General features: G+C 71.1%; 21 protein-coding genes. 8 read left to right on the forward strand and 13 right to left on the reverse strand.

What is annotated here, in order from left to right; genetic code table 11:
* The first annotated feature begins 178 nt into the window (after window positions 1–178).
* Window positions 179–1,345, forward strand: a complete 1,167-nt coding sequence (locus JOL79_RS12815) for a tyrosine-type recombinase/integrase (protein ID WP_210156012.1) — start codon at window positions 179–181, stop codon at window positions 1,343–1,345.
* A 338-nt stretch (window positions 1,346–1,683) separates the two neighbouring features.
* Here JOL79_RS12815 and JOL79_RS12820 read toward each other — a convergent pair whose 3' ends face one another.
* Complete coding sequence (locus JOL79_RS12820) at window positions 1,684–2,847, reverse strand: acyl-CoA dehydrogenase family protein (RefSeq protein ID WP_210156013.1); 1,164 nt, start codon at window positions 2,845–2,847, stop codon at window positions 1,684–1,686.
* 183 nt (window positions 2,848–3,030) lie between these two features.
* On the opposite strand from JOL79_RS12820, the gene JOL79_RS12825 reads away from it, so the two are divergent.
* Window positions 3,031–4,383, forward strand: coding sequence for a UDP-glucose dehydrogenase family protein (locus tag JOL79_RS12825; protein ID WP_230984720.1), 1,353 nt, complete (start codon window positions 3,031–3,033; stop codon window positions 4,381–4,383).
* An 89-nt stretch (window positions 4,384–4,472) separates the two neighbouring features.
* Here the strand turns inward: JOL79_RS12825 and purE are convergent, their stop codons facing one another.
* From purE to JOL79_RS12840, 3 genes are all read right to left on the reverse strand, one after another.
* Window positions 4,473–4,997, reverse strand: a complete 525-nt coding sequence (gene purE / locus JOL79_RS12830) for a 5-(carboxyamino)imidazole ribonucleotide mutase (RefSeq protein WP_210156015.1) — start codon at window positions 4,995–4,997, stop codon at window positions 4,473–4,475.
* Window positions 4,990–6,123: a 5-(carboxyamino)imidazole ribonucleotide synthase gene (locus JOL79_RS12835; RefSeq protein WP_307848504.1), complete on the reverse strand. Its 1,134-nt coding sequence runs from the start codon at window positions 6,121–6,123 to the stop codon at window positions 4,990–4,992. The genes purE and JOL79_RS12835 overlap by 8 nt, the downstream gene beginning before the upstream one ends.
* Before the next feature lie 108 nt (window positions 6,124–6,231).
* Window positions 6,232–7,224 (reverse strand): hypothetical protein, encoded by a 993-nt coding sequence (locus JOL79_RS12840; protein ID WP_210156017.1) that lies wholly within the window; start codon window positions 7,222–7,224, stop codon window positions 6,232–6,234.
* Between the two features lie 226 nt (window positions 7,225–7,450).
* On the opposite strand from JOL79_RS12840, the gene JOL79_RS12845 reads away from it, so the two are divergent.
* Window positions 7,451–7,945, forward strand: a complete 495-nt coding sequence (locus tag JOL79_RS12845; RefSeq protein ID WP_210156018.1) for a GtrA family protein — start codon at window positions 7,451–7,453, stop codon at window positions 7,943–7,945.
* A gap of 18 nt (window positions 7,946–7,963) precedes the next feature.
* On the opposite strand, the gene JOL79_RS12850 is transcribed toward JOL79_RS12845, so the two are convergent.
* The 8 genes from JOL79_RS12850 to JOL79_RS12885 form a co-directional block, all read right to left on the reverse strand.
* A complete protein-coding gene (locus JOL79_RS12850; RefSeq protein ID WP_210156019.1) occupies window positions 7,964–9,232 on the reverse strand; it encodes a sensor histidine kinase in 1,269 nt (422 codons plus the stop codon).
* Between the two features lie 36 nt (window positions 9,233–9,268).
* Entirely contained in the window at window positions 9,269–9,937 is a 669-nt protein-coding gene (locus JOL79_RS12855) for a response regulator transcription factor (RefSeq protein ID WP_030451323.1), read from the reverse strand.
* A 399-nt stretch (window positions 9,938–10,336) separates the two neighbouring features.
* Window positions 10,337–10,819 carry a bacterioferritin gene (gene bfr, locus JOL79_RS12860; RefSeq protein WP_210156020.1) on the reverse strand — a complete coding sequence of 161 codons (483 nt, stop codon included), beginning with the start codon at window positions 10,817–10,819 and terminating at the stop codon, window positions 10,337–10,339.
* A gap of 13 nt (window positions 10,820–10,832) precedes the next feature.
* The gene (locus JOL79_RS12865; RefSeq protein ID WP_210156021.1) at window positions 10,833–11,012 is read right to left on the reverse strand and encodes a (2Fe-2S)-binding protein; all 180 of its coding nucleotides are present in this window, start codon (window positions 11,010–11,012) and stop codon (window positions 10,833–10,835) included.
* Between the two features lie 206 nt (window positions 11,013–11,218).
* Window positions 11,219–12,304 carry an S-(hydroxymethyl)mycothiol dehydrogenase gene (locus tag JOL79_RS12870; protein WP_210156022.1) on the reverse strand — a complete coding sequence of 362 codons (1,086 nt, stop codon included), beginning with the start codon at window positions 12,302–12,304 and terminating at the stop codon, window positions 11,219–11,221.
* Window positions 12,305–12,314: 10 nt separating this feature from the next.
* On the reverse strand, window positions 12,315–13,394 hold the full coding sequence (locus tag JOL79_RS12875; protein WP_210156023.1) for an adenylate/guanylate cyclase domain-containing protein: 1,080 nt from the start codon (window positions 13,392–13,394) through the stop codon (window positions 12,315–12,317).
* Window positions 13,391–13,903: a PH domain-containing protein gene (locus tag JOL79_RS12880; protein ID WP_210156024.1), complete on the reverse strand. Its 513-nt coding sequence runs from the start codon at window positions 13,901–13,903 to the stop codon at window positions 13,391–13,393. Before JOL79_RS12880 ends, JOL79_RS12875 begins: the two co-directional genes overlap by 4 nt.
* A gap of 66 nt (window positions 13,904–13,969) precedes the next feature.
* Window positions 13,970–14,809: a biotin--[acetyl-CoA-carboxylase] ligase gene (locus JOL79_RS12885; protein ID WP_210156025.1), complete on the reverse strand. Its 840-nt coding sequence runs from the start codon at window positions 14,807–14,809 to the stop codon at window positions 13,970–13,972.
* Between the two features lie 109 nt (window positions 14,810–14,918).
* Here JOL79_RS12885 and fdhD point away from each other — a divergent pair, with 109 nt between their 5' ends.
* Window positions 14,919–15,776 (forward strand): formate dehydrogenase accessory sulfurtransferase FdhD, encoded by an 858-nt coding sequence (gene fdhD / locus JOL79_RS12890; protein ID WP_210156026.1) that lies wholly within the window; start codon window positions 14,919–14,921, stop codon window positions 15,774–15,776.
* 32 nt (window positions 15,777–15,808) lie between these two features.
* On the opposite strand, the gene JOL79_RS12895 is transcribed toward fdhD, so the two are convergent.
* The gene (locus JOL79_RS12895) at window positions 15,809–18,445 is read right to left on the reverse strand and encodes a phosphoenolpyruvate carboxylase (RefSeq protein ID WP_210156027.1); all 2,637 of its coding nucleotides are present in this window, start codon (window positions 18,443–18,445) and stop codon (window positions 15,809–15,811) included.
* Window positions 18,446–18,581: 136 nt separating this feature from the next.
* Between JOL79_RS12895 and JOL79_RS12900 the strand changes: the two genes are divergently transcribed.
* The 4 genes from JOL79_RS12900 to JOL79_RS12915 all read left to right on the forward strand — a co-directional run bounded on the left by JOL79_RS12900 (window position 18,582) and on the right by JOL79_RS12915 (window position 22,543).
* Window positions 18,582–19,415, forward strand: a complete 834-nt coding sequence (locus tag JOL79_RS12900; RefSeq protein ID WP_210156028.1) for an SAM-dependent methyltransferase — start codon at window positions 18,582–18,584, stop codon at window positions 19,413–19,415.
* A gap of 76 nt (window positions 19,416–19,491) precedes the next feature.
* Window positions 19,492–21,078 (forward strand): acyl-CoA carboxylase subunit beta, encoded by a 1,587-nt coding sequence (locus tag JOL79_RS12905; protein ID WP_210156029.1) that lies wholly within the window; start codon window positions 19,492–19,494, stop codon window positions 21,076–21,078.
* Window positions 21,075–21,314: an acyl-CoA carboxylase epsilon subunit gene (locus JOL79_RS12910; protein ID WP_307848505.1), complete on the forward strand. Its 240-nt coding sequence runs from the start codon at window positions 21,075–21,077 to the stop codon at window positions 21,312–21,314. Before JOL79_RS12905 ends, JOL79_RS12910 begins: the two co-directional genes overlap by 4 nt.
* A 290-nt stretch (window positions 21,315–21,604) precedes the next feature.
* Entirely contained in the window at window positions 21,605–22,543 is a 939-nt protein-coding gene (locus tag JOL79_RS12915) for an NYN domain-containing protein (protein WP_210156030.1), read from the forward strand.
* Window positions 22,544–22,583 lie beyond the last annotated feature (40 nt).

Consider the following 22,583-nt stretch of genomic DNA (forward strand, 5'->3'; position numbering starts at 1 on the left):
CGACGCATCATGCTCTTTCCGCGCCACCGCGGTGTCCTCCAGGTCCAGCGCCTCAGACTGCTGGATCACCGTACTCGTCACAGGTGTCTCCTTGATCAGGAGTTACACCGTTGTTTGTACAGCCCCGCGCTACCTGCCCGAGGACGTCATGGCCTGGGTCCGCGAGCAGGAGTAGCCGATGGCCTTCGTCAAGGACCTTTGGACCAAGACTGTCCGCCACCCGGATGGGAGGACGGAGAAGGTCAAGACCAGGCGGTACGGCGTGGGCAAGCGCTGGCTCGCCGTCTGGCTCGATCCCGACGGGAAGGAGGTCTCGGCCGCATTCGAGCGGAAGGCCGACGCTGAGAAGAAGGCGTCGTCCATGGAGACGGACGTCAGCCGGGGCGACTACATCGACCCGAAGGCCGGCAAGGCGCTCTTCGCCGACTTCGCTGCTCGCTGGCTGGACTCCCGCATCGTCGACCCATCAACGAAGATCCGCTACGAGTACATATACCGCCTCTATGTCGCCCCAACCTTCGACCGGCGCCAGGTGAAGAGCATCCTTCCCTCGCATATCCAGGCATGGATCAGCAACCTGAACGAGCGCTACGGGCCGTCGACGATCGAGACGTCCTTCCTTGTTCTGCAAGGAGTGCTGGAGTTGGCCGTCGCGGACGAGGCGATCAAGAAGAACCCGGCGCGATCGCCGGTCGTACAGGTACCGAAGCGCACGGGAGAAGAGCTGATTGCTTGGTCGGACGAGCGTGTCCATGCGGTGATTCACGCTCACCCCGATCTCTTCCGGCTGGTCCCGTTGATCGCAGCGTCCTGCGGCCTCCGCCAGGGAGAACTCTTCGGCCTCGCCCTAGAAGACGTCGATTTCGACGAGCAGGTAATCCGGGTCCGCCGACAGATTAAGAAGCTGGGCGCTGACCACGTCTATGCGCTGCCGAAGAACGACCGGGAACGCGTCGTGCCGCTCCCCCTGTGGGCCGCTGAGGCTATTCAGCGTCATGTGAAGGCACATTCGCCGCTGGTCTGCTCGCTCCCCTGGGAGAAGCCGAACGGCAAGCTCAGAACGCACAACCTGCTGTTCCGCTGGACCGACGACAAGTTCGTCCGGGCGCGCGGCTACAGCGAACTCGTCTGGAAGCCCGCCCTCGTCCTTGCCAACGTCATCCCGGCCGCTGAGAAGGACGCTCGTGCCAGGAAGCGGTTCACCACCTCACGGAGAGAAGGCCTCCACCAGCTCCGGCACTACTACGCCAGCGTCATGCTGGCCGGCGGCGTCTCAATCAAGGAACTCGCCGAGTATCTCGGCCACGCCGACCCCGGCTTCACGCTCCGGGTGTACGCCCAATGATGCCCGGCTCCCACGACCGAGCCCGCAAGGCCATCGACGACCGCCTGTTCCGTCCCCGCGCCGTCTCCGGCGACCAGGTCGCCACGGGGTAGCGCCTGGAAAGTACACGAGCCACCGGCGACGAAACCCGCCCGGTGGCTCTTCGCTTTTCGTGACTACAGATGGTCACCCTGGGTGAGCGCGGGCGCGTCCCGCTGATGGTCGTTGACGATCACAGCCAAACGCGTTCGGCAGCTCTCACGGAACAGCCACGGAACAAGATCTTTTAGAGGCTCCGAATCGGACATGACGCACCCCGCCTCCCGAGTGCGGCAGGCGGGGCTACCGCAGGTCAGGGGTTACTTGAGGAGCTGGCGGGCCATGACCATGCGCTGGATCTGGTTGGTGCCCTCGTAGATCTGGGTGATCTTGGCGTCGCGCATCATGCGTTCGACCGGGTAGTCGCGGGTGTAGCCGTAGCCGCCGAGGAGCTGGACGGCGTCGGTGGTGATCTCCATCGCGGCGTCCGAGGCGGCGCACTTGGCGGCGCTGGAGAAGAACGTCAGGTCCTTGACGCGGGTGCCGTGCATGGCGAGCTCCGACTTGGCGGCGGCGGCGTAGGTGAGCTGGCGGGCCGCCTCCAGCTTCATGGCCATGTCGGAGATCATGAACTGCAGGCCCTGGAACTCGGCGATCGGCTTGCCGAACTGCCGGCGCTCCTTGACGTACCCGATGGCGTAGTCGAGAGCGCCCTGGGCGATGCCGAGCGCCTGGGCGGCGATGGTGATCCGGGTGTGGTCGAGTGTGGCGAGGGCGGTGCGGAAGCCGGTGCCCGGCTCGCCGATCATGCGGGACGCCGGGATGCGCACGTTCTCCAGGATGACCTGGCGGGTGGGCGAGCCCTTGATGCCGAGCTTCTTCTCCTTCGCACCGAAGGAGACGCCTTCGTCGTCCTTCTCCACGACGAACGCCGAGATGCCGCGGGCGCCCGCCGAGGGCTCGGTGACGGCCATGACCGTGTAGTACTCGGAGACGCCGGCGTTGGTGATCCACATTTTGGTGCCGTTCAGCACATAGTGGTCACCGTCGGCCACGGCCCGCGTCTTCATGGCGGCGGCGTCGGAGCCGGCCTCCGGCTCGCTCAGCGCGTACGAGAACATCGCGTCGCCGCGGGCGACGGGCGGCAGGTAGCGCTGTTTGAGCTCCTCGGACGCCGACAGCAGCAGCGGCACGGTGCCGAGCTTGTTAACGGCCGGGATGAGCGAGGACGACGCGCACGCACGGGCCACCTCCTCGATGACGATCACCGTCGCCAGGGCGTCGGCGCCCGCCCCGCCGTACTCCTCGGGGACGTGGACGGCGTGCAGGTCGGCGGCGACGAGGTCCTTGTAGACCTCCCAGGGGAACTCCTCGTTCTCGTCGGCGGCGGCGGCACGCGGGGCGATCTTCTCGTCGGCGAGGGCCCGGACCGTCTCGCGGAGCATGTCGTGCTCCTCCCCGGGCGCGTAGAGAGGGAAGCTCATAGCGCGATACTAGGACTTCCCAGGACTTAGTTACCAGCCGGTACGGCGCTCCGCCTTCCTGACAGGCCACATGACTGAGCACTCGGGACGAACGGCTCTCGACCAGCGTGAATGACGATCGTACGGTGGGGCAGTGGCAGGTTTGTCCAGGTGGTTGAGCGGGCATTTGACCGGCCCGGTACCATGCCAGATCACAAAGAGTCGGTAAGAGGGGAGCGTGCCGTGCCGTACCGCCTCACCGTGCTGGGGACCGGTTATCTGGGTGCCACGCACGCGGCGTGCATGGCCGAACTGGGCTTCGAGGTGCTCGGTCTGGACGTGGACCACAGCAAGATCGAGCGCTTGCGGCGCGGCGAACTGCCGATCCACGAGCCCGGGCTGGAGGAGCTGCTCCAGCGCAACCTGGAGTCCGGCCGGCTGCGTTTCACCACCTCCTTCGAGGAGGCGGCCCACTTCGGGGACGTCCATTTCATCTGTGTGGGCACTCCCCAGATCAAGGACGGGTACGCGGCCGACGTCTCCTATCTCGACTCGGTGGTGGAGTCGCTGGCTCCCCACCTCGATCGCGAATGCCTGGTGGTCGGCAAGTCGACGGTCCCCGTCGGCACCGCGCAGCGGCTCGCCGACAAGCTCGTACGGCTCTCGCCGGCCGGCCAGCGGGTCGAGCTGGCCTGGAACCCCGAGTTCCTGCGTGAGGGCTTCGCCGTCCAGGACACGCTCCGCCCCGACCGCATCGTGCTGGGCGTCGCCTCCGAGCGGGCCGAGAAGATCCTGCGCGACGTGTACGGGCCGCTGGGCGAGGTGCCCATCGTGGTGACCGACTACCCGACGGCCGAGCTGGTCAAGACGGCGGCGAACGCCTTCCTGGCCACGAAGATCTCGTTCATCAACGCCATGGCCGAGCTGTGCGAGACCGCCGGGGCGGACGTCAGGCAGCTCTCGCAGTCCCTGTCGTTCGACGAGCGGATCGGCGGCAAATACCTCAACGCGGGGCTCGGCTTCGGCGGCGGGTGCCTGCCCAAGGACATCCGGGCGTTCATGGCGCGGGCCGACGAGCTGGGCGCCGGGCAGGCGCTCGGCTTCCTCCGCGAGGTCGACGCGATCAACCTGCGCCGCCGCACCCGTGCCGGCGACCTGGCCCGCGAGCTGCTGGGCGGGTCCTTCGACGGCCGCAGGGTGACCGTGCTGGGCGCGGCCTTCAAACCCAACTCGGACGACATCCGCGACTCCCCCGCGCTGGACGTGGCCGCGGCCATCGCCCGCCAGGGCGCCAAGGTCACGATCTACGACCCCGCGGCGCTGGACAACGCGCGGGTCGCCCATCCCGAGCTCGATTACGCGGGCAGCGCCCTTGAGGCCGCCCGCGACGCCCACGTGGTGCTGCTGCTCACCGAGTGGCAGGAGTTCGTCTCGCTCGACCCGGAGGAGCTGGGCGCCGTCGTCGCGGCGCGCAACCTGGTGGACGGCCGGAACGCGCTCGACGCGGAGGTCTGGCGCTGCGCCGGCTGGCACTACCGGGCGCTCGGCCGTCCCTGACGGTCAACGGCCTGCTTCAACGGCCTGCTTCAGCGGCCCGTGGGGGAAGACGTCATGGCGGCGGGGAGGAATCCCCCGCCGCCGCAGAGTCACGACCGCTCGGTGACGGCGGCGCCGGGCATCCCGGCCACCTCCACGCGCAGCCGCTCGCCCTTCGCGTACGCCTGATCCTTGAGCGCGGCCTGGAACTCCTCCATCCGCCGCCGCAGCCCCTCGTCCGACGCGGCCAGGATCCGTACGGCGAGCAGCCCCGCGTTGCGGGCGCCGCCGACGGCCACGGTCGCCACGGGAACGCCCGCGGGCATCTGGACGATGGACAGCAGGGAGTCCATCCCGTCCAGGTATTTCAGCGGCACCGGCACGCCGATCACCGGCAGCGGCGTGACCGAGGCCAGCATCCCGGGCAGGTGGGCGGCTCCCCCGGCCCCCGCGATGATCACCTTCAGGCCGCGGGCCGCGGCGCGGGAGCCGTACTCGATCATCTCGGCGGGCATGCGGTGCGCCGAGACGACGTCGGCCTCGAACGGCACGCCGAACTCGGCCAGCGCCTCGGCGGCGAGCCGCATGACCGGCCAGTCCGAGTCGCTGCCCATGACGATCCCGACGTCAGGCATTCAGGGGTCCTCTCAGGCAGGTGACGGCGTGGTGGGCGCGGGCCCTGACCTCGTCGAGGTCGGTGCCGAGGGCGGTGACGTGCCCGATCTTGCGGCCCGGCCGCACGTCCTTGCCGTAGAAGTGGATCTTGATGCCGGGGTCGTTGGCCATGACGTGCTCGTAGCGCGAGTAGACGTCAGGGTCGGGCCCGCCGAGCAGGTTGGCCATGACGACCACGGGCGCGGCGAGCGACGGCGAACCCAGCGGCAGGTTGAGCACGGCCCGCAGGTGCTGCTCGAACTGCGAGGTGCGGGCGCCCTCGATGGTCCAGTGGCCGCTGTTGTGGGGGCGCATGGCCAGCTCGTTGACGACCAGGCCCGTGGAGGTGGCGAACATCTCGACCGCGAGCAGCCCCGTGACGCCGAGCGCCCGGGCGATCGTGAGCGCGATGTTCTGGGCCGTGGCGGCGTCCTCCCCGGACAGGTCGGGCGCGGGCGCGATGACCTCCACGCAGATGCCGTCCTGCTGCACGGTCTCCACGACCGGGTAGCTCACCCCCTGGCCGTGCGGCGAGCGGGCCACCAGCACGGCGAGCTCGCGTTCGAACGGCACGAACGCCTCGGCGAGCAGCGCGACGCCCGTGGCGAGCGCCTCACGCGCCTCGTCCGGTGTCGAGCAGACCCACACGCCGCGGCCGTCGTACCCGCCGCGGACCGCCTTGAGGACGACGGGCCAGCCGTGCCGGTCGGCGAACTCCGTCACGTCGGCGAGGGCCGAGACGCGCGTCCAGGCGGGACACGGGACGCCGATCGCGGTCAGCCGCTCACGCATGGCGGCCTTGTCCTGGGCGTGAACCAGCGCGTCCGCGCCGGGGTGCACCGAGTGGCCCTCGGCGATCAGGGCGCGGATGTGCTCGGTCGGCACGTGCTCATGATCGAAGGTGACGGCGTCGCAGCCCTTGGCGAACTCCCTGAGATCGGCGAGGTCGCGGTAGTCGCCCAGCCGGGTGTCGACGATGACCTTCGCGGCGCTCTCGTCTCTGGCCCCGGCCAGAACGCGCAGGTCGACGCCGAGCGCGATCGCGGCCTGCTGGGTCATCCGGGCGAGCTGGCCCGCGCCGACCATGCCCACCACCGGGGCGGTCACGGAGCGAGTAGGGGGAACGTTCGGCCTGTTCACGACACGTCAGCCTACCGATTCCGATCGGTACGGCCGCCACGGGGCCCGCGGGCGGCCGGCCCGGAGCCGTCCCCGCTAGCCCGACGTGCCGGGGGTGATGTCGGCGAGCGATCGGCGGATGGCGACCGTGCTCATCACGTTGCCGGCGGTGACCTTGGTGGCGAGCAGCACCAGCTCGCTGCCGGTCATGCCCGCGGCGGCGCTCCCGCCGGTGAAGGCGCGCACGTCGGCCGCGCCGTAGCGGGGGTGGGTCAGCGTCGAGTGGCCCTGGCCGGGCCTCTGGCTGGTGACGACGCGCAGCGCGTGGAAGACGAGCGCGGCCCCGTCCGGCAGGGCGATCGCGCGAGGCTCGCCCTCCAGCTGGACGTCGACCGAGAGCCGGTCGGGACGGGCCCGGGCGGGAGCGCGGACGAGCTCGCTCATCAGGGCGCGGACGGGGTCGTGCGCGGCGATCTTCACCCCGCCGACGTTGGCCGGGTCGGTCAGGAACGCCACGTGCCGCGTGGGCACGAGCCGTGCCCGCAGGGCGGCACCCGAGTCGGCAGCGGCATCGCCGCCTGAGCCGGCGCCCGCCTCCACGTCGTCCGGCGCGGGCGCGTCGCCCACGACCGGGATGGGCCCGGCGCCGAGGCGCCAGCGCCCGCCCGCCCGGACGAACACGAAGTAGGCGGGGCTCGGATGCCGGGCCAGCACGGCGAACCAGCGGCCGTCGCCCGAGTCGTCCAGCTCCGCGGCGGGCGGGACGAGCTCCGGGTCGGTGTAGCGCGTGAAGCCCGGAGCCGGGCGGCCGTCGCGGGCCGCCGCGCAGATCCGGTCGCCCAGAGTGCCCTCCACCCAGGTCGTCAGCATCGCGATGGCCGCGCAGTCCCGCTGTTTCCAGGCGTTCTCCAGCGTCTTCAGGCCGTCGAACGCGGCGTCGACGTCGGCCTGGGTCACGGTGGCGGCGGCCGTGGCGGACGGCGCCGGGCGTCCGTCGCCGGAGGCGGCGGGGGTGGCGCTCGCGTTCTCGCCCCCGCAGCCCGACAGCAGGGCGAGACCGAGGGCGGCGGCGGTGATTCTGCGCAGCACGTCAGGGACCTCTCGAGGACAACGCAGCTGCCGGGACCGACGGTCCTGGTTGGCGAGAGCGTAGTGGCTACTCGTCCGTAGTTTCCCGTTACAGGCTGATATTTCGTGAAATGTTCTTTGGTGACCTGGGACGAAACGCGGCCTGGAGCCCGTATCAGCACTATCCGCCCCTCCTACCGGTAGCCTGGGAGGACATCGCCGCCGATAGGGAAGGACCGTACGGGACGTGCAGTTTCTCCTACGCTCCTACGAGCGGTTCGCCGCGCTCGTCCACGAGTTGTTGAAGTTCGGCATCGTGGGCGCCGTCGCATTCGTGATCGACTTCGGTGGCACCAACCTGCTGCGTTTCGGGGTGGAGTTGGGCCCGCTCAGCTCCAAGGCCCTGGCCACCACCGTCGCCGCGACCGTGGCCTATCTCGGCAACCGGTGGTGGACGTTCCGGCACCGCGAGCAGTCCGGTGTGGCACGGGAGTACATCCTGTTCTTCCTGCTGAACGGCATCGGTCTGTTCATCTCGCTGATCGTGATCGGCTTCGTGTCCTACTCGCTCCAGCTGCACGACGTGCTGAGCTACAACATCGCCCAGGTCATCGGCCTGGTCCTTGGCACGATCTTCCGCTTCTGGTCGTACAAGAAGTGGGTCTTCCTGGCCGCGCCGGAGATCCCCGCCGCCCCCGGCGTTGACGGCATCGGCGACGTCCACGCCCAGGCGACCCGCTGAGACCGGCTCTCGCCGGGCTCACGCGGGACCGCTGACGACGCGGTGGCGGTGGCTGTCGGTCACCTGCCGGAGGAAGATCGCGAACGTGGCGGGACGGCGTTTGACCAGCTCAAGCCGTCCCCCGTCGGCCGCGACCAGGGCCCGGGCGAGCGTCAGCCCAAGACCCGTCCCGCCCGCGCCGCTCACGCTGCGTTCGAAGACCTTCTGGCCGAGCGTGTCGGGAATGCCCGGCCCCTCGTCGGCCACCTCGATCACGATCGACCGGTCCGTGCTCGACGTGTTGATCGTGAGCGCGCCTCCGCCGTGCTTGAGCGAGTTCTCCAGCAGGGTGGACAGCACCTGACTGAGCCCGCCGGTCGTGCCGAGGGCGGAAAGACCCCGGTCGCCGACGAGCACCAGCGAGCGCTGCGCCCGGCGGAACGCCGGCTCCCATTCGGTGATCTGCTGTCCGAGGACGTCGTCGACGTCGATCGGCGCAGCCTGCGCGTGCCGCTGCCGCCGCGCCGCGGCGAGCAACTCGTCGATGACCGCGGTGAGCCGCTCGACCTGCACGATCGCGGCCTCACCCTCCTCCCGGACCACCCGGGGCTCGTGGGCGGCCCCGACGATCTCCTCCAGCCGCATCGTCAGGCCGGTGAGCGGCGTGCGGAGCTGGTGGGAGGCGTCGGTGGCGAACTCCCGCTCCCTGGCCAGCAGATCGGAGATGCGCAGCGCGCTGCGGTCGAGGACCTCGGCGACCAGGTCGAGCTCCGGGATGCCGTAGCGGCGCCTGCTGGGCCTGGCGTCGCCCGAGCCCAGCCGCTCCGCGAGCTTGGTGAGGTCGAGGAGCGGCAGGCTCAGGCGGCGCGACGTCACGGTCGCCAGCCCGATCGCGGCGCCGAGCGCGACGACTCCCAGCGCGATGGTGAGCACTAACCGCGCCTGGATGTCCTGCCGGATCTGCCCCGCGTCGCGGCTCACCAGCACATAGCCGTTCTCCGAACGTCCCTCCTCGGTCAGCTCCCGGGCGGGCGGCGGCGGTGTGCCGACGACGATCGGCGGGGTGCCCCGGACGTACACCTGTAGGAAGAGGTCCGGGTAGTTTTTCGCGAGTTGCTCCGGGTTGATCGCCTGCTGCTGGCTGACGGCGTACTCCACCCCGATGAGCAGGCGGTTCGCGTCTGTTCTGAGCTCCTGGGCGGCCTCGTCGTTTATCAGGCGGACGACGACGACCGCGAGGGGCACGCCTAACAGGAGAACGGCGATGACCGCCACGAGCAGCATGGAGGACAGCAGGCGCCGGCGCACGTGCTAGCTCCTCCCCGATGTCCGCCCCACGGCGGTCTACTCGCGCTCGAAACGGAAGCCGACCCCTCGGACGGTCGTGATGTACCGCGGCTTGGCGGCGTCGTCGCCCAGCTTGCGGCGCAACCACGAGATGTGCATGTCGAGTGTCTTCGTGGACCCCCACCAGTTCGTGTCCCACACCTCGCGCATGATCTGCTCGCGGGTGACGACCTTCCCGGCGTCACGTACGAGCACGCGGAGCAGGTCGAACTCCTTGGTGGTCAGGTGTAGCTCCTTGTCTCCCATCCACGCCCGGCGCGAGTCGGCGTCGATGCGGACGCCCTGCACGACCGGGGTCTCCGACGTTCCGCGGCGCAGCAGCGCCCGCACCCGGGCGAGCAGTTCGGCGAGGCGGAACGGCTTGGTCACGTAGTCGTCCGCGCCGGCGTCCAGGCCGACGACGGTGTCGACTTCGTCGACGCGCGCGGTGAGGATCAGGACCGGGGTCCCGTGCCCCTCCGCTCTGATGCGGCGAGCCACCTCCAGCCCGTCCATCTCTGGCAGGCCGAGGTCGAGAACTATCAGGTCGACGCCCCCCGACAGGGCCCTCTCAAGGGCCTGCGGGCCATCAGGGCTCACCTCCACCTGGTAGCCCTCCCGGCGCAAAGCGCGCGCCAGCGGCTCGGATATCGAGGTGTCATCCTCGGCGAGAAGTACGCAGGTCATGAATGCGATCGTAGGACCTTAAGCGATCGTTTCCCCGGTACAGCGTGCAGTTTGACTTGTCGTTGACCCATCAATTTACCTGGGCAAACACTGATAAATCCGGGATAGTCATCACGCAAGGGGCCGGATATACGCAGCATTCCTTGAATATGCGGCACAACCCGGCTTAGGCCATATCTAGGACAGATTTAGGCGCGAAGTGGGCGGCGCGACACCGCCGCGTCGTGGCGGGCGGCGGGCGTGACCGCCCGGCCCCGTGGCCGCGTGGTGATCATACGGCTCGGAGTCTCCGTGGACACGGCAGCGACACCACGTGATCGTGGCGTGATCGGGTCGCTCGGCGCCGCGGCGCCGAGCCGCCCGGTAGAAGCCCGGACGGCGGGAGCCGAGCGAGGAGGGTCAGCCGGCCGACGGAGGCTCGGCGTAACGCTGGAGGTAGAGCTGCTCGCCGAGGCTCTCGAGGAGACCCAGCTCGCTCTCCAGGTAGTCGATGTGGTGTTCCTCGTCGGCGAGGATCCGCTCGAAGATCGTGGCGGACGTGACGTCGCCCCGCTCGCGCATGAGCGCGATGCCGGGCTTCAGGCGCCCCACCACGGCGATCTCCAGATCGAGGTCGGCCCTGAGCTGCTCCCTGACCGTCTGCCCGATGTGCAGGGTGTTCAGCTTCTGGTAGTTGGGCAGCCCCTCCAGGAAGATGATGCGGTCGGTCAGCTCCTCGGCGTGCCGCATCTCGTCCATCGACTCCGCCCTGGTGTAGGCGGCGAGCTTCGTGTATCCCCAGTGTTCCTGCAGCTTGGCGTGCAGGAAGTACTGGTTGATGGCGGTCAGCTCGGAGGTGAGCTGCTCGTTGAGCAGCGCGACGATCTCCTTGTCCCCCTGCATGGCGGCCTCTCGTTCATGCGCTGGTGACCAGGTCTTCCGACCGTTTCAGCATCGCACAGATCTTCCGCACGCAGACGGCGCAGTCCCCTCCGGCGCCCGTCGCGTCGCGCACCTGGCGGGCGGTGCGGGCACCTTCGGCGATGCAGTCGTGCACCTCGCTCTCGGTGACGGCGCGGCAGATGCAGACATACATGCGGGGCTGGCCTCTCGATCGCTTCGTCGTCGCTACGCAGTGGCTTCACCGTAGCTTCGTAGGTTAGGCAAACCTAAGGTAACTCATCCATGTTAGGCATGCCTATGTGAAGCGCGCCACACCGGCCCCCCGGCACGCGCCGCGCCGGTCACCCTGCGGCGACCGGCGCGGCACGTGAGGCTGGAAGGCCCGGCTGGAAGGCCCGGCTAGAGGACCACCACCGACCGCAGCACCTCGCCGCGGTGCATCTTCTCGAACGCCGCCTCGACGTCGCCCAGCCCGATGGTCTCGGAGACGAAGCCCTTGAGGTTCAGCCTGCCCTGCAGATAGAGGTCGATCAGCATCGGGAAGTCGCGGCTCGGCAGGCAGTCGCCGTACCAGGAGGACTTGAGCGCGCCGCCCCGCCCGAACACGTCGAGCAGCGGAAGCTCCAGCCGCATCTCCGGGGTCGGCACGCCGACGAGCACGACGGTCCCGGCGAGGTCGCGGGCGTAGAACGCCTGCTGGTAGGTCTCCGGCCGGCCCACCGCCTCGATCACCACGTCGGCGCCGTTGCCCCCCGTCAGCTCCCGGATCGCCTCCACCGGGTCGTTCTCACGGGAGTTGACCGTGTGGGTGGCGCCGAAGTCCCGCGCCCAGGCGAGCTTGCGGTCGTCCACGTCCACCGCGATGATCTTTTCCGCGCCGGCGAGGCTCGACCCGAGGATCGCGGCGTCGCCGACGCCGCCGCAGCCGATCACGGCGACCGAGTCGCCGCGGGTGACGCCGCCGGTGTTGATGGCCGCGCCGATGCCCGCCATGACGCCGCAGCCCAGCAGGCCGGCGACCGCGGGCTCGGCGGCGGGGTCGACCTTCGTGCACTGGCCGGCCGCCACGAGCGTCTTCTCCAGGAACGCGCCGATGCCGAGGGCGGGGCTGAGGACGGTGCCGTCGGCGAGGGTCATCTTCTGCGCCGCGTTGTGGGTGTTGAAGCAGTACCAGGGGCGGCCCCGCAGGCAGGCGCGGCAGGCGCCGCACACGGCCCGCCAGTTGAGGATGACGAAGTCGCCCGGCGCGACCTCGGTGACGCCCTCGCCCACGGCCTCGACGACCCCCGCGGCCTCGTGCCCCAGCAGGAACGGGAAGTCGTCGTTGATGCCGCCCTCGCGGTAGTGGAGGTCGGTGTGGCAGACCCCGCACGCCCGGATGTCGACGACCGCCTCCCCCGGCCCCGGATCCGGCACGAGGACGGTCTCCAGGGTGACGGGCTCGCCCTTTCCTCTGGCGATCACACCCTGCACTTCGTACGGCATGCGCTGCACCTCACCTCTCGGTCGGCTGGGTTGGCCTCCGGGCCGCTGCGTGCGCCGGATCGGCCCTACGGAGAACATACGGCTGAACCACGCCGAGCCCACGGGCCGGACGGCGGCGGAGTTTGACCAGGTCGACCTCGGACACCCCGGCGAGGCCTTCGGCCATCCCGGCGTCGGCGACGATCGTGCCCGGACGGGCGATGGCGGTGAGCCGGGCCGCGAGGTTGACCGTGGTGCCGAACACGTCGCCCATCGCGGGGAGGACCGGCCCGTAGGCCAGGCCGATCCGCACGTCCGGCCCGTCCTGGTCGAGCTTCAGCTCCTCGACCAGGTCGAGCGCGACGAGCGCGGCGGTGCGCGGGTCGCCGGTCGTGAAAAGCACCTCGTCGCCGAGCGTTTTGACCAGCCGCCCGTCGTGGGCGGCGATGACGTCGGAGGCCCGGGACTCGAAACCCTCGACGAGGTCGGCCAGGGCCAGCTCGTCGAGCTCCCGCGACACGCGGGTGAAGGCCACCAGGTCGGCGAAGCCGACGGCCAGCGTGAGCCGGGTGGGCAGCATCTCCTGGCCCACCTCGGTGAGCGAGATGAGGCGGCTGGCCGCCGCGGCGAGCTGCGATCGCCAGACGTGCACCAGCATCTGCTCGAAGTCCGGCATGAGGCGGCTCACCGTGGCCATGACCCGCCGGACATCGTCGTCGCTCGGCCGTCCCTGCGGATCGAGCAGCGCCTCGATCATGATCTCGGCCTGCCACTGGGCGAGCCGTGCCGTGGTCCGGCCGAGCGCCCGGCCCATCCGGATCAGGGTGCGCTCGTCGAGCCTGGCCTCGTCGAGCAGGTCGCCGATGCGGCTCAGGGCCGCGAGGTCGGCCTCGCTGAACGCCACCGCGTCGTCCGGCAGGGAGGCGAAGCCCAGCGCCCGCCAGATCCGCGTCGCGAGGTCGGGCGGGACGCCGGCCGCCTCCGCGACCTGCGCCCGCGTGTACGCGGGGGGTGGGCCGAGGAACAGCCGGCGCATCTCGTCGGCCCCCGGGCGCCCGGGAGTGTCCACGTGCCCCTCCCCCTGCGGGCGCGAGGCCCGCGGCGTGCTCATTTGCCGTCGATCTCCCCGTCGGCGGCATCCTCGACCAGGCGGAACAGCTCCTGCCTGACGAGCTGGATCTTCGGGATGTCGCGGTAGTCGATCTCCCCCTTCTCCGAGGCGGACTCGACCCGGAGCGTTCCGCAGCCGAGGAAGCGCTCGATGAACCGCTGGTCGGAGCTCACGCTGTTGACCTTGGCGAGGGGGATGTCGTCGTCCGACTTGCTGAGGACGCCGGTGCTGATCGCGAACCGGTGGGAGGTCAGCGTGTACGAGGTGGTGAGCCACCTCAGATAGGGGATGAACGACCACAGCACGAGCGCGACCAGCGCCACCACGGCGACGGCCCCGCGGGCGTAGGCGGCGTACTCGTAGTCGCCGGGTATGAGAACGATCGCGGCGCCGCCGACGGCGACGACCACGATGAGGGCGAGGATCGGCAGGATGAGCCGCTTCCAGTGCGGGTGGAACGACAGAACGACCCGCTCGCCCTCGGTCAGGTAGTGATCTGGGAGACCCATGGCGCAAATCGTGACACGTCCGCTGCCCGTTCGCATGTCCACGACCGATCCCGCTCCGACCGGTGGTTACGGCGCCCCGGCGGCCGGCCCGGGGCGCCGGACGTGGACGACGTCGCCGACGCCGAGCGCCTGGACCTCGCCGCCGGTCTTCACCAGCAGGCGGCCGTCGGCGTCGACGCCGGTCGCGAGCCCCGTGAGCGTGCGGTCACCCGGCAGCTCCACCTTGACCTCCTGCCCGATCGTGGCGCAGTTGACCAGGTAGGCGGCGCGCAGCCCGCTGGCTTCGGCGTCGCCGCCGGCCGCCTCCCAGTCGCGGTAGTGCGACTCGACCTCACGGAGGATGGCGCGCAGCAGGGGGTCGCGGTCGGTGCACGCGGCGTCCTCAAGGGCGAGGGAGGTCGCCTGCTCCACCGGCCGTTCGTCCGCCCGGAGGCTGACGTTGAGCCCCATGCCCACGATCACGGCGCTGTCGGCCCGCTCGGCGAGGATCCCGGCCAGCTTGCGCTCGCCCACGATCAGGTCGTTGGGCCACTTGAGTCTGATGTCGATCTCGGCGACGCGCCGCAGGGCCGTGACCGCGGCGAGTCCCACGAGCAGCATCAGCCACCCCTGCCGGGCGGGCGGCGTCTCGGGGACGAACAGCATCGAGAACGTGAGCCCCGACCTCGGCGGCGCCGTCCACTCGCGGGCGAGCCGGCCGCGCCCGGCGTACTGCGTCTCCGCCACCAGCACGGCGCCCTGCCGGGCGCCCTCGCGCGCGGCCTGGGCCAGGTCGGCGTTGGTCGACCCGGCGCGCGCGACCACGCTGATCGACGACCACAGCGCCCCCGGCCGGACCAGGGCCCGGGTGAGCGCCGCCTCCGACAGCGGCGGGCGGTCGAGATCGGCGTACGGTGAGTCGGACACCCGCCCAGGTTATCGGGCGTGCGGCCGCCGCGTTCTCGGGGCGTCCTCCGGGAGGTCTCCGGGCATAGGGTGTGCCCGTGCCGAGACGCGGCGGGCAGGAGGATGCGTGATGGACGGCGAAGGCGTGCGCCGCCCCGGACCCGTGACGCGGGTGCGGGTGCGTGAGGTCACCGGCTCCGCCGTCCGGGACCGGCGCGACGACCTGGCCACCGAGGAGCCGCTGGAGATCAGGCTGCTCGCGGGCGGCGAGAGCCGCACGGTCGCGATCACCATGCGCACTCCGGGCGCCGACTTCGAGCTCGCGGCCGGCTTCCTGCACGGCGAGGGCGTCGCCGGGCCGGGCGACATCGCGGCCATCGGCTACTGCACCGACCGTGACCTGCGGCCGGAGGAGCGCTACAACACGGTCACGGTACGGCTCCACGGGACGACCCTCCCCGAGCTCGCCTCACTCGACCGGCACTTCGTGACGTCGAGCGCCTGCGGCGTGTGCGGGACGGCCAGCCTCGACGCGTTGCGGCAGCGCCGCGCCGCGGCCGTCGCCGGCGCGGGGCCCTCCGTCACCCCCGAGGTCCTGCACGGCCTGCCGGCGCTGCTGCGGAAGGCACAGGGCGTGTTCGGCCGGACCGGCGGGCTGCACGGCGCGGGGCTGTTCACCCCGGACGGCGCCCTGGTGGGCGCGCGGGAGGACGTGGGGCGGCACAACGCCGTCGACAAGCTCGTGGGTTGGTCGCTGCTCGGCGGGCGGCTGCCGCTCGACCGCCACCTGCTGGTCGTGAGCGGCCGGGCCAGCTACGAGATCATGCAGAAGGCCCTGGCCGCCGGCATCCCCTTCGTCTGCGCCGTGTCGGCCCCGTCGTCGCTGGCGGTCGACCTCGCGCGGGAGTTCGGCATGACGCTCGTCGGGTTCCTCCGCGACGGGCGCTTCAACGTCTACGCGGGCGCCGAACGGGTCGGCGCCCGCTGACGCGCGGCGCGGGCGGAGCGGCGGGTGCGCGCTCAGCCGGTGTTCTGCAGGCCGGCGGCGACGCCGTTCACGCTCAGCAGGAGCAGGGTGGACAGGCTCTCGCGCTCCTCCGAGCTGAGATCGCCGGACGCCCGCAGCGCGGACAGGGCCCGCAGCTGCAGGTGGCTCAGCGCGTCGACGTACGGGTCGCGGAGCTGGACCGCCCGGGACAGGACCCTGCGGTTCTCCAGCAGCCTGCTGTGCCCGGTGACCTCCAGGACGATCCTCCTGGTGAGGTCGTACTCGCCCAGGACCTGCTCGGCGAAGTCGGCCCGCCCGCCCAGGGCCAGGTAGCGGGAGGCGATCGCCCGGTCGGTCTTGGCCAGGGACATCTCCGCGTTGTCCAGCATGGCGGCGAACAGCGGCCACTCCCGGTAGGCCGAGCGCAGCTCCTCGATGCCGCTCGCCTCCAGGGCGGCCGACAGGCCGCTGCCCAGGCCGTACCAGCCGGGGAGGTTGACCCGGGTCTGCGCCCAGGCGAACACCCACGGGATCGCCCGCAGGTCGTCCAGCGACCGCGGCGCGCCGAGGCCGCGCCGGGCGGGCCGCGAGCCGAGCCGCAGCGACCCGATCTCCTCCAGGGGGCTGACCAGGGCGAACCACTCGGGGAAGCCCGGCGCCTCGGTCAGCGCCCGGTATGCCCGCTCGGACGAGGAGGCGACCTGGTCGGCCAGCCCGCGGAAGCGGGACGCGGCGGCGGCCGTGTTCGACTCGACCCCGGAGGTCGAGGCGCGCAGCACCGCGTTGGTCACCTGCTCGATGTGCCGCTTGGCGATGGCGGAGTGGCCGTACCTCGCGAAGATCACCTCGCCCTGCTCGGTGACCTTGAAGCGGCCCGCCACCGACCCGGGGGCCTGGGCGAGCACGGCGCGGTTGGCGGGACCGCCGCCACGGCCCAGGGCGCCGCCCCGGCCGTGGAAGAGCGTCAGCCGCACGTCGTTGTCGGCGGCCCAGGCCGCCAGGGCCGCCTGGGCGTCGTAGAGGCGCAGGGTCGCCGCGGCCGGGCCGAGCTCCTTGGCCGAGTCGGAGTAGCCGAGCATGACCTCGACGCGCCGGCCGTTGGCGGCGAGCCGCCGCCGCACCGGCTCCAGCTTCAGCATGCCCTCAAGGACGGCCGTGGAGTTGTCGAGGTCCTGACCGGACTCGAAGAGCGGCACGACGTCGAGCACCGGCGCCCGGTCGCCCATCGCGTGCCGGGCCAGCTCGTAGACGGCCGCGACGTCCTCGGACGAACGGGTGAACGAGACCACGTAGCGGCAGCAGGCGTCGACGCCGAACCGCTCCTGGATCCAGCCGATCACCCGGATGGTGGCGAGCACCTCCTCGGTGCGCTCCGACAGGGTGCCCGCGGCGATCTCCTCCAGCGCCGCCGCGTGCACGGCGGAGTGCTGCCTGACCTCCAGCTCGGCCAGGTGGAAGCCGAACGTCTCCACCTGCCAGACGAGGTGCTGCAGCTCGCCGTACGCCTGCCGGGCCGCGCCCGCGCCGCGCAGCGAGTCCTGCACCAGCCTCAGGTCGGCGAGCATCTCCGACGGGGAGCGGTAGGCGAGGTCGAGGTCGCGCCGCCGGGTGGCGGCCAGCCGGGTCGCCACGAACATCAGCCACTGCCGGTGGGGCTCCTGCGGCGACCGGGTGGCCATCTCCGACACCAGGTCGGGGTGATCGCCCTCCGCCTTGGCGAGCGCGGCCCGCAGGTCGGCGGACGGCGGGGTGAACGACGCGGCGAGCGTCAGGGAGCGGCCGATCCGGGTGGTGGCGCTCTCCAGCGCGATCAGCACGTGCTCGGCCTGGATCTGCACGGCCTCCCTGGTCACCTTGGCGGTGACGTTGGGGTTGCCGTCCCGGTCGCCGCCGATCCAGCTCCCGTACCTGATGAACGCCCGGGCGAGCGGAGGGCGGGTGCCGGTGCCCGAGGCGAGCGCGGCGTCGAGTGAGCGGTAGATCTGCGGCACCGTGCGGAACAGCGTCTCGTCGAACGCCGCCATCGCGGTGCGCACCTCGTCGAGCGGGTCGAGCTTGGTCGCCCGGAGCTGCGCGGTGCGCCAGAGGACGTCGATCTCCTCCAGCAGCCGCCGGTGCGCCTCCTCGCGCTCGGCCGCGCCGCCGCCGGGCGCGTTGTACGCCTCAAGCTGGACGCCGATCCGCTGGATGGCGGTGACGACGGCCCGGCGCCGGGCCTCGGTGGGATGCGCGGTGAGGACCGGCCGGAACTCCAGCCCGTCCACGAGGTCCTGGAGCCTGTCGTCGCCCCTGAGGGCCTGCACGGCCTCGGCGAGCGACTCGCGCAGCGGCACCGTGTCGGTGTCCCTGCGCCGGAGCACGCGGACGCGGAAGTGCTCCTCCGCGAGATTGGCGAGATGGAAGTAGCAGGTGAAGGCGCGGGCGATCTGGACGGCCCGGTCCAACGGCCACCCGGCGACCATGCCGGCGACCTCGTCGGCCGTCGTCTCGCCGCGCCTGGCGGCGATCACGGCTTTGCGGAGCCGTTCGACGTCGGCGAGGAGATCGGCGCCGCCGTGCTCGGCGATCACCTGACCCAGCAGTCCACCCAGGAGGCGTACGTCGGCACGGAGCTCGTCCGGCATCTCCGCGACGGCGTCGTGTCGTTCGGCAGGAGCGATGGCGGCCATGCCTCGAAGGCTAGCGAATCGCGCTCGGTCGCCCGATACCGGTCTCACCCATTGGACTAGACCAGTGGATCATGCCGGGTCCGCTCCGTAGGATGGAGCCGGTCCGTCCGCAACGGCTGGCAGAAGGGCGCCCCCCATGACCGAGCCCGACTCGTCCGCGGCCCCGCCGCTGTCCTCCAGGATCGACACGAACGTGCCGCAGAGCGCACGGGTGTGGAACTACCTGCTCGGCGGCAAGGACAACTTCCCGGCCGACCGCGCGGCCGCCGACGGCATCCTCAGCGTCTTCCCCCAGATGCGCGACATCGCGCGGGCCGACCGCGCGTTCCTCGGGCGCGCCGTCCGCCACCTGGCGGGCGAGGCCGGGATCCGCCAGTTCCTGGACATCGGCACCGGCCTGCCCACGATGAACAACACGCACGAGGTGGCCCAGCAGGTGGCCCCCGACGCCCGCATCGTCTACGTGGACAACGATCCCCTGGTGCTCGTCCACGCCCACGCCCTGCTGGTCGGCAGCCCCGAGGGCGTGGTCGACTACATCGACGCCGACCTCCGCGAGCCCGAGGCGATCATCGAGGCCGCGGCCAAGACGCTCGACTACGGCCGTCCGGTCGCCATCATGCTGCTCGGCATCCTGCACTTCGTGGGCGACGACGGCGACGCGCGCGCGATCCTGGACCGGCTGCTCGGCGCCGTTCCCTCCGGCAGCTACCTGGTGCTCACCCACGCCACGCTCGACATCGGCGACCAGTCGTCGATCCAGGCCAACGCCCAGGCCAACGAGGACTGGAACGAGAAGGCGCCGCAGCAGATCTCGCCCCGGACGCGCGAGGAGATCATCGGGCTGCTCGACGGGCTGGAACTGCTGGAGCCCGGCCTCGTCTCCATGTCCCACTGGCGTCCCGAGGAGACCCCGTGGGGGACGCCGGCCGAGGTGGCGGGCTACGCCGTCGTGGCCCGCAAGCCCTGACGCCGGCTCACCGCGGCCCCGGTCGGCGCGACCGCCCCTCGTCCCCGGACGGAGGGGCGGGACTACCCTTTCCGACATGAGCCGGGACGCCCACGAGATCGACATCCACACGACCGCCGGCAAGATCGCCGACCTGGAGCGGCGGCTGGGCGAGGCCGCCCACGCGGGCTCGCGGCCCGCCGTGGAACGGCAGCACGCCAAGGGCAAGATGACGGCCCGCGAGCGGGTCACGGCGTTCCTCGACGAGGGCTCGTTCGTGGAGTTCGACGAGCTCGCGCGGCACCGCTCGACCGGCTTCGGCCTGGAGCGGGAGCGCCCGTACGGCGACGGGGTCGTCACCGGGCACGGCACGGTCGACGGCCGCCCGGTCGCGGTCTTCGCGCAGGACTTCACAGTCTTCGGCGGATCGCTCGGCGAGGTCTTCGGCGAGAAGATCGTCAAGGTCATGGACCACGCGCTGAAGGTCGGCTGCCCGGTGGTCGGCATCAACGACTCCGGCGGGGCCCGCATCCAGGAGGGCGTGGTGTCCCTCGGCCTGTACGCGGAGATCTTCAAGCGGAACGTCCACTCCTCGGGTGTGATCCCGCAGATCTCCCTGATCATGGGCCCGTGCGCGGGCGGCGCCGTCTACTCCCCCGCGCTGACCGACTTCGTCCTGATGGTGCAGGAGAAGTCGCACATGTTCATCACCGGGCCGGACGTCATCAGAACCGTCACCGGCGAGGAGGTGACCTTCGAGGAACTGGGCGGCGCACATACGCACAACTCGCGCTCCGGGGTCGCCCACTACGAGGCGTCCGACGAGCAGGACTGCCTGGAGTTCGCCCGGGCGCTGCTGTCGTACCTGCCGTCGAACAACCTGGACGAGGCTCCGTCGTACGGCGTCGAGGCCGACCTGGAGATCACTGAGACGGACCGGGAGCTCGACGCGCTCATCCCCGACTCGGCCAACCAGCCGTACGACATGCTCACGGTGATCGAGCACGTCCTCGACGACGGCGAGTTCCTGGAGATCCAGGCGGGGTACGCGCCCAACATCGTCGTCGGCTTCGGCCGGGTGGAGGGCCGCCCGGTGGGGGTCGTGGCCAACCAGCCCATGAGTCTCGCGGGCACGCTCGACATCGGCGCCTCGGAGAAGGCCGCCCGGTTCGTCCGCACCTGCGATGCCTTCAACGTCCCGGTGCTGACATTTGTCGACGTGCCCGGTTTCCTCCCCGGCACCGACCAGGAGTGGAACGGCATCATCCGGCGCGGGGCCAAGCTGCTCTACGCGTACGCGGAGGCGACCGTGCCCCTGGTGACGGTGATCACCCGCAAGGCGTACGGCGGGGCGTACGACGTCATGGGGTCCAAGCACCTGGGCGCCGACGTCAACCTGGCCTGGCCGACCGCCCAGATCGCGGTGATGGGGGCGCAGGGCGCGGTCAACATCCTCTACCGGCGCGAACTGGCCGCCGCCGACGATCCGGACGCGGCGCGGGCCGGGTTCGTCGCCGAGTATGAGGACACCCTCGCCAATCCCTATCTGGCGGCCGAGCGCGGCTACGTCGACGCGGTCATCCGGCCGTCGGACACGCGGGTGCGGATCGTCCGGGCGCTGCGGGCCCTGCGGAACAAACGGGCCACGCTGCCGCCCAAGAAGCACGGGAACATCCCGCTGTGAGCGAGCCGGAGCCGCGCCTGCGGATCATGCGGGGCGACGCGACCGCCGAGGAGATCGCGGCCCTGGCCGCCGTACTGGCCGCCCGGGCGGCCACGGCCGCCCCGCGCGGCGCCACGTCCGAGGCCGAGACCGGGGCCGGGGCCGGTAGGTGGCGTGATCCCGCGGGGCGGCTGCGCGGGACGACGCCGCGGGGGCCGGGGGCCTGGCGCGCGGCCTTCCTCCCTGGGTACAGGTGACCGTTCTCCCCGGTCCCCTACGACGGAGCCGGGGGCCAGTTACGAGGGTTTCCGCCGGTTGACGACCCTCCCGTCCCGGTTGCCGCCGGTTTCCGGCGCGGGCTGACGGGCACACGAACGGGGACGGACGACCGACGGGCGAGTGAGGGTGATCGACGGGCGACCGGCGGGCGACCACGGTGCGATTACATCAGCGGAACAGGGTGTCAACGGGCTCTAGAGTTGGGACTATCTAGAAAGCGGGGGAATACAGTCAGCCGATCATCTAGTGACGAGTCCTGGAGGACACCATGGCCATCCCGGACTTCAGCGCACACGGCATTGCCGCGAAGTATGCCGTCCTTGTGGACGTGGGTTACCTGTACGCGGCGGCCGGTGAGGTGCTCTTAGGCGCGAAGGAGCGCAAGGAGTACCGGGTCTCCGCCGACGAGCTGATCCAGGCACTCCAGAAGCACGCGCTCGAGCGCATCCCCGGCGAACTGCTCCGCATCTACTGGTACGACGCCGCCCGCGACCGGGTCCCGACCGTGGACCAGCGGGTCATCGCCCAGCTCCCCTGGGTCAAGGTGCGCCTTGGCAACCTCAACGCGCGGGGACAGCAGAAGGGCGTGGACGCGCAGATCCGCAGCGATCTGGAGGCGCTGGCCCGCCATCACGCCGTGCATGACACCGTGCTGATCGCCGGAGACGAGGACATGGTGCCCGCCGTCGAGGCCGCCCAGGCGTACGGCGTGCGGATCCACCTGTGGGGGGTCGAGCCGCCGTTCGGGACCAACCAGGCGGAGCGGCTCGTGTGGGAGTCGGACACCGTCGAGATCCTCTCCGCCGACTTCCTGCGCCCCTTCTTCGCCAAGGCGCCCGTGCCGGTGCCCGTGCCGCCCGCGCCGTCGCCCGCCCAGGTCTTCGCCGGCCGCACGGTCAAGCCGGTGCCGCCGAGGGCTCCGGTCGGGCAGGTCACCAAGCTCGGCCCCGGACGCCCGCGCGTCGAGGAGGTCGGGGAACACGTCGCGCAGAAATGGATACTGACCCGCGGCCGGGACAACATCCGTGACCTGCTGCCCGGCCCGATCCTGCCCACCGTGATCGACACCGAGCTGCTCATCGAGGCCGAGAAGGAGCTGGGGCACTCGCTCCGCCCCTACCCGGAGGCCCGCGTCTGGCTGCGGGACGGCTTCTGGGCCAGGGTCTACCGCGAGTTCGACCTCGGTGTCGGCATCTCCAGCAAGTGAGCCGCCTCGCCCGCCGGACGGGCTGAGAGCCTGTCCGGCG

The sequence above is a fragment of the Microbispora oryzae genome, from assembly GCF_017896165.1.
Lineage (GTDB): Bacteria > Actinomycetota > Actinomycetes > Streptosporangiales > Streptosporangiaceae > Microbispora > Microbispora oryzae.